The 14310-nt window shown below is 48.9% G+C and carries 12 protein-coding genes; 6 read left to right on the top strand and 6 right to left on the bottom strand.

Annotated elements, in window-relative coordinates:
• Positions 1-3 precede the first annotated feature (3 nt).
• The 3 genes from fabV to fabA are packed head-to-tail and all read right to left on the bottom strand — an operon-like array spanning position 4 to position 3001.
• Complete coding sequence (fabV, locus tag ABD744_RS22680) at positions 4-1260, bottom strand: enoyl-ACP reductase FabV (RefSeq protein ID WP_344800900.1); 1257 nt, start codon at positions 1258-1260, stop codon at positions 4-6.
• Entirely contained in the window at positions 1257-2492 is a 1236-nt protein-coding gene (locus ABD744_RS22675) for a beta-ketoacyl synthase N-terminal-like domain-containing protein (RefSeq protein WP_344800899.1), read from the bottom strand. The genes fabV and ABD744_RS22675 overlap by 4 nt, the downstream gene beginning before the upstream one ends.
• 20 nt (positions 2493-2512) lie before the next feature.
• A complete protein-coding gene (fabA, locus tag ABD744_RS22670; RefSeq protein ID WP_344800898.1) occupies positions 2513-3001 on the bottom strand; it encodes a bifunctional 3-hydroxydecanoyl-ACP dehydratase/trans-2-decenoyl-ACP isomerase in 489 nt (162 codons plus the stop codon).
• A 199-nt stretch (positions 3002-3200) separates the two neighbouring features.
• Between fabA and ABD744_RS22665 the strand changes: the two genes are divergently transcribed.
• On the top strand, positions 3201-4238 hold the full coding sequence (locus tag ABD744_RS22665) for a 1-acyl-sn-glycerol-3-phosphate acyltransferase (protein WP_344800897.1): 1038 nt from the start codon (positions 3201-3203) through the stop codon (positions 4236-4238).
• A 574-nt stretch (positions 4239-4812) separates the two neighbouring features.
• On the opposite strand, the gene ABD744_RS22660 is transcribed toward ABD744_RS22665, so the two are convergent.
• Positions 4813-5553 (bottom strand): DUF3313 domain-containing protein, encoded by a 741-nt coding sequence (locus ABD744_RS22660; RefSeq protein ID WP_344800896.1) that lies wholly within the window; start codon positions 5551-5553, stop codon positions 4813-4815.
• A gap of 216 nt (positions 5554-5769) precedes the next feature.
• The gene (locus tag ABD744_RS22655; protein ID WP_344800895.1) at positions 5770-7593 is read right to left on the bottom strand and encodes an acyl-CoA dehydrogenase C-terminal domain-containing protein; all 1824 of its coding nucleotides are present in this window, start codon (positions 7591-7593) and stop codon (positions 5770-5772) included.
• Between the two features lie 380 nt (positions 7594-7973).
• Here ABD744_RS22655 and ABD744_RS22650 point away from each other — a divergent pair, with 380 nt between their 5' ends.
• Positions 7974-9086, top strand: coding sequence for a DUF6160 family protein (locus ABD744_RS22650; protein WP_344800894.1), 1113 nt, complete (start codon positions 7974-7976; stop codon positions 9084-9086).
• Between the two features lie 98 nt (positions 9087-9184).
• On the top strand, positions 9185-10204 hold the full coding sequence (locus ABD744_RS22645) for an AraC family transcriptional regulator (RefSeq protein WP_344800893.1): 1020 nt from the start codon (positions 9185-9187) through the stop codon (positions 10202-10204).
• Between the two features lie 14 nt (positions 10205-10218).
• Here the strand turns inward: ABD744_RS22645 and ABD744_RS22640 are convergent, their stop codons facing one another.
• Positions 10219-10908 carry a DUF3313 domain-containing protein gene (locus ABD744_RS22640; RefSeq protein WP_344800892.1) on the bottom strand — a complete coding sequence of 230 codons (690 nt, stop codon included), beginning with the start codon at positions 10906-10908 and terminating at the stop codon, positions 10219-10221.
• Positions 10909-11020: 112 nt separating this feature from the next.
• Between ABD744_RS22640 and ABD744_RS22635 the strand changes: the two genes are divergently transcribed.
• The 3 genes from ABD744_RS22635 to ABD744_RS22625 all read left to right on the top strand — a co-directional run bounded on the left by ABD744_RS22635 (position 11021) and on the right by ABD744_RS22625 (position 14292).
• Positions 11021-11791: a substrate-binding periplasmic protein gene (locus ABD744_RS22635; RefSeq protein WP_344800891.1), complete on the top strand. Its 771-nt coding sequence runs from the start codon at positions 11021-11023 to the stop codon at positions 11789-11791.
• 111 nt (positions 11792-11902) lie between these two features.
• Positions 11903-12544 (top strand): molecular chaperone TorD, encoded by a 642-nt coding sequence (gene torD / locus ABD744_RS22630; RefSeq protein WP_344800890.1) that lies wholly within the window; start codon positions 11903-11905, stop codon positions 12542-12544.
• 230 nt (positions 12545-12774) lie between these two features.
• The gene (locus tag ABD744_RS22625) at positions 12775-14292 is read left to right on the top strand and encodes an alkaline phosphatase (protein WP_344800889.1); all 1518 of its coding nucleotides are present in this window, start codon (positions 12775-12777) and stop codon (positions 14290-14292) included.
• Positions 14293-14310: the final 18 nt, after the last annotated feature.

Here is a 14310-nt window from a genome sequence, read left to right as displayed (position 1 = left end):
AACCTAAAGCGCAACCTCGACTGCTTGTTGGTAATCTATAGAAGGCCACTCAAAGCCAAACAACCTCAGGAAGTCCTGTTGATAACTCGCTACATCGGTCACCTGATGAAGGTTCGACTCATCCACTTCCGACCACAATCTTGCAACGTCCTGCTGAACATCGGCCCGCATTTCCAGCTCATCCAGCCGGAATCGAAACGGCTTATCCATCTGGCACAATGCGCCTTCGGTTCGGCCGTCCGGGTACAGGCCGGTTTGAAACAAACGTACAATCTGGTCGATGCAGCCTTCATGCAGGCCCTTTTGTTTCATGACTTTGTAGAGCACCGAAATGTATAACGGCAACGAAGGAATCGCCGCACTGGACTGAGTAACAATCGCTTTTAAAACTGCCACCGTAGCCTGAGGGGATTGCGCCAAAGGTTGCGCCACAGACGATTCACCCAACAACCGGTTAATGCGATCACAATGATATTCAACGTCTTCTTTTGCCGCCCCCAGCGTTGCCGCACCATAAATGGCTTTGGTCATGTCGCCGCCCAAATAACTGAACGCCACTGTTTTTACGTTGGCAGATAACACATCAGCGTCACTCAGGGCTTTCATCCATAAATACCAGTCTTCGCCCCCCATCACTGCCACGGTATGTTCAATTTCCGTGTGAGAGGCTGACTCCAGATGAAAGTCGGTCAAAGTCCCGCTTTTGGTGTCGATCGTCCTGCCGGAGTACGCCTGCCCGATGGGTTTGATTGCCGAGCTGAAACTGCGTTGCTCTCCCGACTCAGTCACAACCGTTCGGCGAGGGGCCGCCAGGCTGTAAACGACTAAATCCACTTCGCCCATGTGCGCTTTGATGGTGGCAATGGTCTGCTGTTTGATGGTGTCCGAAAACGCATCCCCATCAATCGACTCCGCATACAGTTTTTTTTGCCGGGCGATCTGTTCAAAATGAAAGTTGTTGTACCAACCGGCACTTGCCGGCTTCACGCCACGGGCCGGTTTCTCCATCGCCACCGATAAGGTATCTGCGCCATAGCCCAGCGCACAGGTAATTCGGGACGCCAGACCATAGCCGGCAGAGCCGCCAATAATTAATACTTTGGTAGGTCTCGCTTCTGGCCCTGCAGGCAGCAACGGATGTTGGCCGCGATCAAAGCCCTGTTCAACCACCTGACGTTGAGCTTCGACGTGAGCAAGACAGCCTAAGGGATGGGCCGTGGTACACAGAAAGCCTCTGACTTTGGGTTCAACTTGTATCATGCCGCCACCTGTCGGTGTTCGCCCGGTACAAAACGTTCAAACACCAAAGTTGCATTGGTGCCGCCAAAACCAAAACTGTTGCTCATCACCCGGTTCAAGTTGACCTCTGTCGTCTGAGCACACAAAGGGTATCCCTGAATTTGTTCATCCACTTCACCCAGATTATGGCTGCCCACCACAAAACCATCACGCATCATCAACAAACAATGAATGGCTTCATGCACACCGGCCGCCCCAATGGCATGTCCCCCAAGCGCTTTGGTAGAAGATACCAACGGCGCGCTTTCACCGAATACCGAACGGATGGCCTTCAGCTCTTTGACGTCGCCAATCCGAGTACTGGTACCATGCGCGTTAATGTAGTCAATCGGTTGTTCAGAACCGGCCATCGCTTGCTTCATGCAACGAATTGCCCCCTCGCCAGAGGGCTGAACCATGTCGTCTCCGTCGCTGGTCGCGCCGAACCCGGTCAATTCCGCCAGAATGGTCGCGCCTCTCGCCAACGCATGATCCAAATCTTCCAGCACCAACACACCGGCGCCGCCGGAGATCACAAATCCATCTCGTGCCTGATCATAAGGTCGGGACGCTTCAGCAGGACGATCATTGTATGCGGTAGATAAAGCCCCCATCGCATCAAACTGCAAGGCCATGGTCCAGTGAATGTCATCACTGCCACCGGCAAACATCACATCCTGCTTACCTAATAAAATCTGCTCGTAGGCTGAGCCAATAGCATGAGAACTGGTCGCACAGGCCGACGTGACGGCATAACTGACGCCCCGAATACCAAATGCGGTGCTTAAACAGGCCACCGTAGAACTGTGCATACCACGCGTTACCCGATAAGGCCCCACGCGCCGAATGCCTTTGCTTTGCATCACTTCCACGGAATCCACAATTTCATCGGTGGCGCCGCCACCCGAACCTATGATCAACCCAACCCGATCGTTGCTGATTTCATCCATCGTCAAACCACTTTGCAGGATCGCTTGCTCCATCGCTGCGTAGCCAAATGCGCCACCACGCCCCATAAAGCGTGATACCCGCTTTGGTATGCTGGTCAGGTCAAAATCAATCACGCCACTGATGTGCGAACGCATCCCTACGTCCTGAAAGCTTTCATTCACCCCAATACCACTACGCCCCTGGCGTAAAGATTGGCTCACCTGATCGAGGCTATTACCCAAACTGGACACGATGCCCGCGCCCGTTATTACTACTCGTTTCATAACCCTACCTATCCTGGCGACTAAATTAATGCCGCTTTTAAATTACGTGCGCTGTAGATTTCTTCGCCATCGGCGTACACAAAGCCGTCCGCCAGCGCCAAAGTCATGCCGCGTTTAATGATCCGCTTGATATGAACGTGAAACCGGACTTTTTCCACAGTGGGCAAAATTTCACCACAAAACTTCACATCACTGACGCCCAGCGCCCGACATTTACCCACATGGCCTTTCGAGGCCAAAAATACCCCCATGGTCTGCCACAGCGCATCAATGCCTAAACACCCCGGCATGATAGGGTCACCCGGAAAATGGCACTTGAAGAACCAAAGGTCTGGGTGAATGTCGAACTCAGCGACCACTTCCCCCCGACCATACAGTCCACCTTGATCAGACAACGACACAACACGATCCAGCAGTTGCATCTCACCTTGGGGTAATTGCATTTTCAAATCGTCCATAATCGGTAGCGATGCAGATAATTGTTCTTTAGAAAAACTGGCCTGTAACATCAGCTTTGCCTCCTTTCAGCAAAAGCGTTGAATTTTGATGTTGGCTACTTTAACGATCAAAAGACATTACGGCTTGACTCATCGACTCAACCATTTGACATCTCGAATCAATCTATTCGGAGTGCATATTCATCCGGTTCTTAGCCTTTTATGATGCAATTCATTCCAATGACAAGATAACGATCGGGCTTTAAACACCATGCACACACCGCCGTTTTATTCACTAAATACCAATCTAGAAGCGGCCGAAACGCCGACAGCAACAGCCGTCACAGGCTTATTGCGGCAACTATCAGAGCTGTCCATACATCTCGATGGCGCATCCGATGTCACCGCCTTCATGACCTTCCTTGGTCAATGGGCAAGCCGTCGTTTTAACAACATCGAGATTCGGGGAATGGAGCACATCCGTGCCAATCAGTCGCATTTATTCATCAGTAATCACAGAGACATTCTGATGGATGCCGTTCTGGTCAACCACGCACTGCTGTCACACCAAAAAGGCGCTGCACGTGCGGTCATCGGCAGTAATCTGATGGAAGAAACCACCATGGCATCCTTAATGTCTTTGGCTGGCTGCCTGGTCGTTCCCCGAGGGGAGATGCCACTCAAACAAAAGTTTATTCAGTTAAAACAACTGAGCCAACAAATCGACCAGGCTCAGCAGTCCAGCCACGTCTGGATTGCCCAACGGGAAGGCCGAACCAAAAACGGCATTGACCAAACCAACCCGGCCATTCTCAAAATGCTGTCACTGGCCAAGCCTAAACACCAACCCATCCACGACTATCTGACCCAGAAAAGACTGACGCCCGTGGCGATTTCTTACGAATGGGACCCCAGCGACGGCCACAAAGCCATGGAAAATCACTGTCGGGTTTTAGCGGGCGAATATGGAAAAGTTCCAAGAACCGATGGCATACAACACCTGATTGACAGTTTAGAAGCCTGCTCGGGGAAAGTGGTCATTGAATTCGGCCAACCTTTCAAGCCGTCCTCCAAAACAGAAGCAGACCAACTGCACCTGCAACTCGATGCCTTCATACGAGACAAGTATCAGCTGTTCCCCAGCCACCAAGTGGCCGCGATGAAGTGTTCAGGCAAAGACATCCCGAACACCATGCAACCCACACTCGATCAATTTGAGCAAAGAGCCAGTAAACTGCCGCTATACGTACGTAAAAAGCTGTTTGAACTCTACAGCAACAGTTTTTACTGCTATCAGGGGGCCTTCTAACGGAGGGATTAACTGAAAGTCTGACGGGCAAAATTAAAGTTCGGTAAGACTGTGTTCTTAGACAAACAAAAAGGCCCTGAAGAGAACCTTCAGGGCCTTTAAAATTCTTTGGTTATTGATACGAACCGGATTCCTTGTTGATGGGAAATAATCCGGCCTATGCCAGAGTCGGTTGGTTCCAGGCTCTTCGTACAATAATCCGTCGGTCAGGCTTTACCAGTAGCAAAGCTCAGAAAAATAAGTGCAAAGTGCATCGTGATTGATTTGCTCTTTGCTGTTGTGTGGGACAAATACTTCATATTGTGTTGTGAATTCCATAATAATTAACCCTTAGTATCAAAATGTATGTTTAATACAAGGTAATGTTTAGGCGATACCTTGTTGTCAGAGTTATAACTTTACGGAAAACCAGCCGCCTTTTCTTGACTTACAGTACCAAGCATTTGACTTCTGGTAACATCTTTTCAGTTTTGCCCAAAAAACCTCATACGCCACGAATTTCGGGGCCTCTGAGACCTCACCAAAGCATTAAAGTTCCTTGGTGAAAGAAAAGATCAACTTGACCTGACATGCTTCATTCCTGATCAACAAGTTTGGGTTGCACCGGTGAATTATCTGCCACATAGGTGGTTTGATGCGCCTGCTTCAACGCCGCGACCTGAAGCGTAATCCATTGATCAATAGAGGCTTTGATTTTGGCCAAAGAGACCGCTTCCCATTTGTTTTCCAAACGCTCGTGCCCCACCATACTCACTAAGGTTTTGGCCACCACTTCATGAGTCTCAGCGTCCAGAAATTCCGCTTCTACGAACATATTAATTTCTTCGTCACGGGTGCCTATTGCCTTGGCGGCGGTGGTCACGGCAAATGCGGCCGGTAAAAACTCATAAAACCGAAAAGACTCGTCCCGAGTTTCCAGCCCGGTAATAGCCACTCTGGCCCGTAAGGTACGACCAGAGGCCTGATCCGACACCTGGTAGTACTCATCCAGCTTCGAAGTGAGCGCAGAAGTCATGTATTGACGGATATTTTTCATCGCTTTATGGGTAATCTGCTGATCTCGCTGAATGCCCCTTTCAATACGAACGGGGTCAACAATGACGGTCTGATAGCGATTCAACGCTTGATCCGGTGCAATCCAGGCTTTGGCAGCGACAAACTCTGTTTCTTGCGTCTCAACCGCATGGAACGACCGATAATCCTTGATAAACCCACTGTAGGGTCGGTCCAAATCCGGAATGGTCGGCGCAAATAAGCCACATCCTGATAGCGTCGAAATGATCAAACAAGCCAGCCACAACTTTAGTAAACCCATAGCCTCAGTCCCCTTATCATTATTATTTTGCTGAAGTGAAAAAGAAGACTAGGAAGTTACAAAGCCTTACACAAGGAATAAATCCTGAAAAAGCGACCTGTGGTACAAATTTCAACCAAATGAAGCCACATCTGCCTTAATCCGCCATCAAAAAAGGCTCCAAAGGAGCCTGAATGAGGTTTCAATTAATCAATCGCCAGAATTATTGATCCGGTATTAACTGGCCACAGAAAAGGCAGCTTCTGATATTCCCATAACGCTGCCAGATCCCGACAAGATAGATTCACGATGTCCGCACGTTCTCGGCAATATCTTATCAAAATAGAACTTGGCCGTTTCTATCTTACCTCGATAGAAGTCCACTTCAGTGGAGCCGTTTGCCAATTGTTCGGCCGCTTTCTCGGCCATCATGGCCCAGACATAAGCCATCACCACGTACCCGGAGTACATCAGATAATCCACCGAAGAAGCACCCACTTCATCCCAGTTTTTGATCGAGCGATAAACCACCTTCAACGTTAAACGGCTCCACTCACTGTTCAGCTGCTTCAGCTTTTTAATAAGCGGCCGTATTTCAGAGCGATGTTTGCCCGAGACAAATTCCGATTTACCCGAACAGTAATTCTTCACTTCCTTAGTAAAACGGCGGTAAGCGCCACCACGATCCATCAATATTTTACGACCCAACAGGTCCAGCGCCTGAATCCCTGTCGTGCCTTCATACAGCATTGAAATTCGGGTATCCCGGACGATCTGTTCCATACCCCATTCCTGAATATAGCCGTGGCCACCAAACACCTGAACCCCCAGGTTAGCGGCCTCGTAACCGGTTTCGGTCAAAAAGGCTTTCAGAATTGGTGTCAAAAAGCCCAAATCATCGTCTGCACGTTCCCGGATTTCTTCAGTCGCACCATCAATCAGATGATCAGCAATAAAGGCGGCATAATGCAACATGGCACGCCCCCCTTCTGCAAAGGCTTTTTGGGTCAATAACATCCTGCGAACGTCCGGGTGCACAATGATCGGATCGGCGTCTTTTTCCGGAGCCTTTTTGCCCGACAACGAACGCATCGAACAACGGTCTTTGGCATACGCCAGAGCGCCCTGAAATGACCGTTCAGCGGCACAAGATCCCTGCATTGCAGTACCAATTCGGGCCGTATTCATAAAGGTAAACATGCAATGCAAGCCTTTGTTCGGCGGCCCGATCAGAAACCCTTTTGCATCTTCCATCGACATCACACAAGTAGAAGACGCCTTAATGCCCATTTTCTTTTCGATGCCGGTACACTCTATGCCATTGCGTTCGGTCAGGTTGCCAGCATCATCGGATAAGAATTTAGGCACGATAAACAAAGAAATACCCCGAGTGCCCTTGGGGGCATCCGGCAGGCGAGCTAACACGATATGAACGATGTTTTCGGTGAGATCGTGCTCTCCGGCAGAGATAAAGATTTTGGTTCCGGTCAGTTTGTAAGAGCCGTCCGGGTTAGGCTCGGCTTTGGTTTTTACCTGCCCCAAGTCGGTACCGCACTGAGGTTCGGTCAAACACATGGTGCCGGACCAGGTGCCTTCCGTCATTTTGGTCAGATAAGTTTGTTTCTGCTGCTCATCACCGTGCAGATAGACGGTATTCATCGCGCCCATGCTCAAGCCAGGGTACATCCCCCAGGCCCAGTTAGCGGTACTGATCAGTTCCGATTTTAATACCCCGATGGAAATAGGCAAACCAAGACCACCGTATTCAGGATCATGACTCATGCCTTGCCAGCCATTCTCCACAAACGTCTGATAAGCTTCTTTAAATCCTTTCGGTGTCGTCACTTCGCCATTCTTAAAGTGACACCCCTCTTCATCTCCGGATTGATACAGTGGCGCTAACTCTTGTTCGCAGAACTTAGCACATTCATCCAGAATCGCATTGACCATTTCAGGGGTCGCTTCCGCGCCTTTTTCAAACTGTTGATAATGCTGATACGCACCAAAAAGCTCTTCAAAAACAAACTTCATATCACGCAATGGCGCTTTGAATTCAGGCATATAATTTCCCTTTTACCAGGTTAAGAAAGACACAAACCTGAGAACGTAAAAAAGAGGCAGCAGTTCACCTGAATACAGGTGAAAGCTGGCTGCCCGGTAAATTTATAGCAAACCGTTCTCGCGGTTGTGAAGTCATTGGCGGAGACAGATTGTGCAATGACTCACACTGATCATTCTGGCGTTTTGAGGAATTAAATGAAGATCATTTAGAGACAGCCAAACTGTCATTTTAGGCCAATGATCTAGCCCACCCATTTCTTGTCTATTTGCGTCATTACTGACACTTTACGTCAATAAACACAACATGTGATGACAATCACAGTGGACACACGTACCCTGTATATACTGACTAAAAAATAACAAAAATAAAAAGTGATCTTATGAAAATAGCCCCAGCAGCAAGTGCTGTCTTTATGGCCAGCATTTTATCAACTCAAACATTGGCAGACCTTCGCCCGCTTGAAGATGAAGCGCTTTCAGACGTGACGGGTCAGGCTTTCATTACCATTGATAATTATCAGGTTAAACAATTCACCGGCGGTTATTCTGCGCCCTCGGAAGAAATCGACACCGAATTTTATAAGATCAACATCGGTGCCGACCTGGAAACTCACTTATCCATTGATCACCTGGAATTAGGAAAGTTCGCCCGATATGAAAACGGCGAGCCTTGCCCTGCATCCGGCTGTGACCCAAGCCGAATGGTCGAAAAGTTCGACTCAGACGTCAGCATTCGTAACTTCGCTTTAGGTGCCTATGAAAAACAGGACAACGGCACTGTGGTTTCAAAACCGTTTGAGCTAACCAACCCGTTTCTTGAATTTGCGTTTGAAAACAGGCCGAACGGCACACGCGAAGTCATTGGCGTGCGCTTAGGGTTTGAAGAATCCGGCGGAATTTTATCCGGCGACATCGACAGCCTCACCGGTAACATTGATGTAATTCTGGAAGGCACCGAGATGGTATTCGGTTTCATTCCGGTGCCCATCAAGGCTCAGGCATTGCTTCAGTACGATGAAAACGGCGATCCAAACGGCAACAACGTCGGTGGTTTCAACCCCATCCGTGCCGAGTCCATTGGGGTCATTGACGGCGCGGACATCCGGGCCTTCCCCGATTTATTTGGCGGCATCAATTTATCGCCAGAAAATTGCAGCACCTCAACCGGCACAGATACTTGTCAGCCTCTGTCCCAGTTTCAATCCCTGGAAGTGGGTAAAGCCAGTGACGACGGCAAAGTTAAGAACTTCTTTTTATCTCAACAATCCAAAGACATTGCCTGGGTGACAGACCCGAACGGGGATCTGACGCCGACTTACGGTCAGGACGCCGGCGGCAAAAACGTGATCATTCATGAGAACTTTCAGCAGACGTATTTGGGTGGTTTCATCAACATTCCTACCGGTGGTTTAACCCTGACCCCACACGAAGCGGCCGAAGGCCTGCCCAGAATGCCAACACGCTACACCGACGCAGCCTTGGGGTTATTTTAGCCCCCTGCTCGTTCGAATTACCATTGCCCTTCAGCCAGCAACTTCGCTGGCTTTTTTGTTTCGCTTGAACTTGCCTGCTTTTCAGGCATGATAATCCCATGGATAAGCTTAAACCCGCACTCCAAAGCCAGTACGCTGCCCTGTTGGTGGACATGGTTTGTGAGAACAGCTCTCAACGCCTCAATCTGCTGAGCAAAGCAGAAATTCGTCCTGCGCTATTAAGCAGCCAGGATGCCTTGTTGAATCAGGAGCAGCTGTCCCGTCTTATTCACTACGCCGTCGAACAGAGTAATGATCCGGCATTGGGCATCAGGTTCGGAGAACGCCTCAACCTCATGACCCACGGCGCCTTGGGCCAGGCCATCATGAGCTGTAACAATCTGGAACAAGCGCTGGATTTACTCCTGAAGTACTACCGAACCCGAATGCTGTCAGTCGATATCAACATTCAGCATCAGCAAGACATGATGGTGTTATCACTCAGCTCCGAGCTGGATGACCCTTTAACCTACCGGTTCATGATCGAAACGATTTTTGTCTGCGTCGTTCGCATTAATATGTTCTTTTTTGGCATGAAACTGATGATCAATGGCAAAGTGGAAGTCACCTACCCCAAGCCAGATCACATCGATGCCTACTTACATACGTTCTTTGATGGCATTCGCTTTGACCAGCCCAGAAATGCGCTCTTATTTGAGTCTCATTTGTTAAGCCTGCCCATGGCGATGCCAAACCCTTCTGCGCTAAAGCAGGCGGAACAGGCCTGCAATCAAATACTCGCCCGCTTACCGCAAAAGCAAAGCATCAAAGAACAAGTCCGACTGCTCATCTACGATGAACAACGAGGCTTTGCGACATTGGATGAAGTTGCCACCATGTTGCATATGACAGGCAGAACATTACGCAGAAGATTAACAGAAGTCCAAACCAGCTATCGGCAACTGACCGATCACATCAAACTGGAACAGGCCAAAGCCCGGTTGAGTGCAGGCAATACGGTGGAGGCCGTCGCCGAGAAACTGGGCTATTCAGACCCAAGTAACTTCAGCCGGGCATTTCGGAAGCAAGCCGGAATACCCCCTTCCGAATACCAAAATACACTGTCAAAGAATCAATAAACGCCCTGAATGGCTTATTGCTCTGCCAGCTTCCGGCCGCTATTGGTCGCAAATTCAATCCATCGGTCAATCGTCGGCTTTAATAGAGTCAACGATAAGCGCTCTTGGCCATTGACCACAACCGTCGGAGCCACGCCGGTAACCACCGACTGAACCAACAGCTCGCCCGTTTCAACATCACGCGCTTCCAGTTCAAATGCAATCACTGCGTCGTCATTTCTCGGGTTGACCGACGTTGCTTCCGCCGCCGAAATCAACGCCTGAGACACCACTTCATGAGACTCATAATCTTTATTCAGCGTTTCCACTGCCGTGATTGCCGCTCTGACCCTGGCTTTCTTGGTGCCTTTATCCGACATATCCTGGCTGATGAACAATGAAGCCAGTCGTAATTGCCCGTCCACGTAGATCAATATATCAGTCAACGTCTCATCGCTGACCTGATCGTTCGGGCGAATGTCCGGGTAATACTGGGTAGAAACGTATTCCAGTTCAGCGTATTCACCCGAGTACAGTTTCGGGTTGACCCAACGCTTCACCGCAAATGAATCCTGTGCAACGGTTTGGCCTAACAACGAATAGTCCGTTAAAAAACCGGAGTACTCTTCACCTTTCTCAGGTTGTTCTGCAGTCGTCTGACAGCCTGACAAAACTAAGCTCAAGCACGCAGCAGCGCACCAAACGATTCCCTTTTTGCTGATCATCTCTTTACTCCAGATATAATATATTGGTTCAAACCATCTCTGTGTTGCAGAATATAGCCTATTCTAAAAACAATTGTTATTCGTCATCTGCCAGGGCCATAAGCCAACTTCAATGCATCATCGTTTGATCTTACCCTCTCATCAAAAGCAATCCGGTAAGGTATTAGCCCTGTTATTCTTTTTATTGGCTTGCTCCACAATATCAGCCAAAGAACTGATCATATCCACCAGCAAGTCAATCCCTCCCTACATTATCAATGAAACCGAATCGGGCCTGCAGATCGACCGTGTCCGAAAAGCATTTCAGCTGGCCGGTTACCACATCCAAAAAATCATCTTTACGTCCAATAAACGAGCGGAGCAATTACTGCTGGAACACAAGGTTGACGCCATCATCAATGCCCCTCCCATTCCGAACATTTACTTATCTGAGCCTGTGGTGTATTTCCATAACGTTGCCGTCACATTAGTTTCAAGCAACATTACACTTCGCAATTTGTCCGATTTACGCAGCCACCGTATTATGGCATTTCAAAACGCCATAAAGTTCCTGGGTGAAGAGTATCGGCAACTGATGGCGTCTCACCTGCGTTATGATGAAGCAGTCAACCAAAACGCTCAGTTAAGACGGCTGTTTTCCGGCCAGATTGATGTCATCATTCTCGATAAACGCATCTTCGAATATTACCACCAACAACTGATCGAACAGGATCGCCACACACAACCGGTAAAATTTCATTACTTATTCGAACCCGCACCACGCAGACTCGGCTTCTATAATCAAACCCTCCGGAATGAATTCAATGGTGGACTATCGCAACTGAATCAAGCGGAAAACCGTCCCCAAATGAACAACAACGTACAGAAAATCCATCCAAAGTAGTGTTGCAAAAGCATCCTCAATTGCTAAATTCAAAGTAACTATTAACTACAAAGACAACTTTTATGTAGACCGACCCATTCCTCACCTGGTTTTTACAAGGAAGTAATAGCTATGGACGCATTAATCCACCAACAAATACAGCAACTGTCGGAAACGAGAGCCAACATTTACTGGTGGTTCTCAACCTTGTATGCGTCCACAATTGACGAAGAAAAGCTGGTAACGCTCCTCAAAGACGATGATCAGAACGTTTTACAGACCCTCTGTGACAACCCAAGCCTGACCTTGATTTGCAAACGCTTTCAACGCCACATTCAGCCCTTGCTGGCCCTGGAATTTCCGGCACAATCCCTTGAGCGTGATTATATTGAACTGTTTATGCCGGACTCAGACACAGGGACTCTGCCTTATGCCTCCATCTATCATTCGGAGGAACCCACGTTATTTCAGGAACCGCATTTTGAGATGTTGCAGCGGCTTGAAGACGTCGGCTTATCCACACAGGCCAATTTCAAAGAACCTGCGGATCACTTAGCCATTCAATTGGATTACCTGGGAAATGTGATCCTTCAGAACATTCACCAACCCAGTCACGCGTCAGTTCAGAATCAGAAGCACTTTATCCAATGTCATTTACTCAATTGGTTACCGGCTTTTTTGCTACGGATGAAACAGGTTCGAAACTCCGGGGTTTACCAATCACTCACTGATCTCATGATTCATTACCTGCAACAAGACCTTCGAAGCCTTTAATCAGTCTGTTTTGCCTAAAACCATGGCCCTTTTCATTCTCTGTGTCAGGACTGTCATTTTTATTACATGACCATTTAATCAAATGGTCATCGAAACGAAATCTTTCCCGCCTAAAGTTCCAGACCGCACTTTTTAGAATCATTAATAAATCTATCAACAGACGAAAAGGCAGCCGGATAACTATTTCAATACACCCGCTGCCAAACAAAAGCATAGCCCGAGGAAACATCATGAACCTTAAACTGCGCAAGCTGGCTGCGGCCTTCATGCTTACAGGTACTGCGGCTGGCGCTTATGCCGGAGCATTACCGGAATCACAAACCGCCAACGATTGGTATCAAACAGGCAATGAGCTGGTTGAACAAAAAGCAATGCAAGCCCGCAACCTGAATACCGCAAAAAATGTCATTCTTTTTGTTGGTGATGGCATGGGCGTTTCAACATTAACCGCCGCCCGTATTCTGGAAGGTCAGCTTCAGGGCGAAACAGGTGAAGAGAACTTCTTATCGTTCGAAACCTTTCCCAATACCGCGCTGGTAAAAACCTATAACACGGATCAGCAAACGCCAGACTCGGCCGGCACCATGACGGCCATGATGACAGGCGTTAAAAACCGCGCTGGCATGTTAAACCTTGGCCCTATGGCTGAGCGCGGCGAGTGCGACCAAGTGTCTGGCAATGAATTAACCACCGCCTTGACTCTGGCCGAACGCAAAGGCAAAGCAACGGGCGTGGTCTCCACCGCACGCATCACTCACGCAACACCCGCAGCAACCTATTCGGTTTCACCGGACCGTGACTGGGAAGACGATTCCAAATTGCCTGAAGCAAGCAATTGCGTTGATATCGCCCAGCAATTGGTAAACTACTCGGAAGGTAACGGCATTGAAGTGGTTCTGGGCGGTGGCTTGCGCCATTTCAAACCCAACACAGACGGTGGCCGCCGGACGGACGGACAAGACCTGACACAAGTGTGGTTGGATAACGCCAACGGCGAAACCCGCGAATTCGTCAGCAATGTTACGGAATTAAACAACCTGGATGTGGCCAATACCGACAAAGTCATGGGGCTATTTACTTCATCGCACATGAGCTATGAAGAAGATCGGGACGGTGACGTTGAGCCATCCTTAGCTGAAATGACAGAAACAGCGATCGACCTGCTCAAGAAAGACGAACAAGGATTCTTCCTGACCGTTGAAGCAGGCCGTATCGACCATGGTCATCACGCAGGCAATGCATATCGCGCCCTGACCGACACCCATGCACTGGCCAAAGCTGTGCAAGCAGCCGTCGACAACACATCTCGTGATGATACTTTAATCATCGTCACGGCCGACCACAGCCATGTATTTACCATTGCCGGCTATCCTAAACGCGGCAACCCGATACTGGGTAAAGTCGTCGATGTCAACGACACCATTGCGACTGGCTCGGACAACCTGCCCTACACCACCGTTGGTTATATGAACGGTCCTGGATTCGCAGAACTGGCCACAGGCGGTGATGATCGTTATCAGCAAGCCGTACATACCGACGGTCGAGTGGATTTAACGAACATCAATACCGAAGGCCAGGGTTTCCATCAGGAAAGCCTGGTACCAAGATCATCCGAAACCCACGCAGGTGAAGACATCACCATTCACGCCATGGGCCCGGGTTCCCATTTGTTCAGTGGCGTCATTGAGCAAAACGAAGTCTTTCACGTCATCAATGAAGCAGCCGATCTTGGCGGCGAACAATACTAATCCAGCAGGAGAATGATT

Origin of the sequence: Litoribacillus peritrichatus, from assembly GCF_039537985.1 — a bacterium.
GTDB lineage: Bacteria > Pseudomonadota > Gammaproteobacteria > Pseudomonadales > Litoribrevibacteraceae > Litoribacillus > Litoribacillus peritrichatus.
Note: the sequence above shows the minus strand (reverse complement) of the source record. Positions and strands in the feature narration are given on the sequence as shown.

Bases quoted from the DNA above. Each gene is read 5' to 3' on its own strand.
- fabV (WP_344800900.1), bottom strand. From the start codon at position 1,260: ATGATACAAGTTGAACCCAAAGTCAGAGGCTTTCTGTGTACCACGGCC.
- ABD744_RS22675 (WP_344800899.1), bottom strand. From the start codon at position 2,492: ATGAAACGAGTAGTAATAACGGGCGCGGGCATCGTGTCCAGTTTGGGT.
- fabA (WP_344800898.1), bottom strand. From the start codon at position 3,001: ATGTTACAGGCCAGTTTTTCTAAAGAACAATTATCTGCATCGCTACCG.
- ABD744_RS22665 (WP_344800897.1), top strand. From the start codon at position 3,201: ATGCACACACCGCCGTTTTATTCACTAAATACCAATCTAGAAGCGGCC.
- ABD744_RS22660 (WP_344800896.1), bottom strand. From the start codon at position 5,553: ATGGGTTTACTAAAGTTGTGGCTGGCTTGTTTGATCATTTCGACGCTA.
- ABD744_RS22655 (WP_344800895.1), bottom strand. From the start codon at position 7,593: ATGCCTGAATTCAAAGCGCCATTGCGTGATATGAAGTTTGTTTTTGAA.
- ABD744_RS22650 (WP_344800894.1), top strand. From the start codon at position 7,974: ATGAAAATAGCCCCAGCAGCAAGTGCTGTCTTTATGGCCAGCATTTTA.
- ABD744_RS22645 (WP_344800893.1), top strand. From the start codon at position 9,185: ATGGATAAGCTTAAACCCGCACTCCAAAGCCAGTACGCTGCCCTGTTG.
- ABD744_RS22640 (WP_344800892.1), bottom strand. From the start codon at position 10,908: ATGATCAGCAAAAAGGGAATCGTTTGGTGCGCTGCTGCGTGCTTGAGC.
- ABD744_RS22635 (WP_344800891.1), top strand. From the start codon at position 11,021: ATGCATCATCGTTTGATCTTACCCTCTCATCAAAAGCAATCCGGTAAG.
- torD (WP_344800890.1), top strand. From the start codon at position 11,903: ATGGACGCATTAATCCACCAACAAATACAGCAACTGTCGGAAACGAGA.
- ABD744_RS22625 (WP_344800889.1), top strand. From the start codon at position 12,775: ATGAACCTTAAACTGCGCAAGCTGGCTGCGGCCTTCATGCTTACAGGT.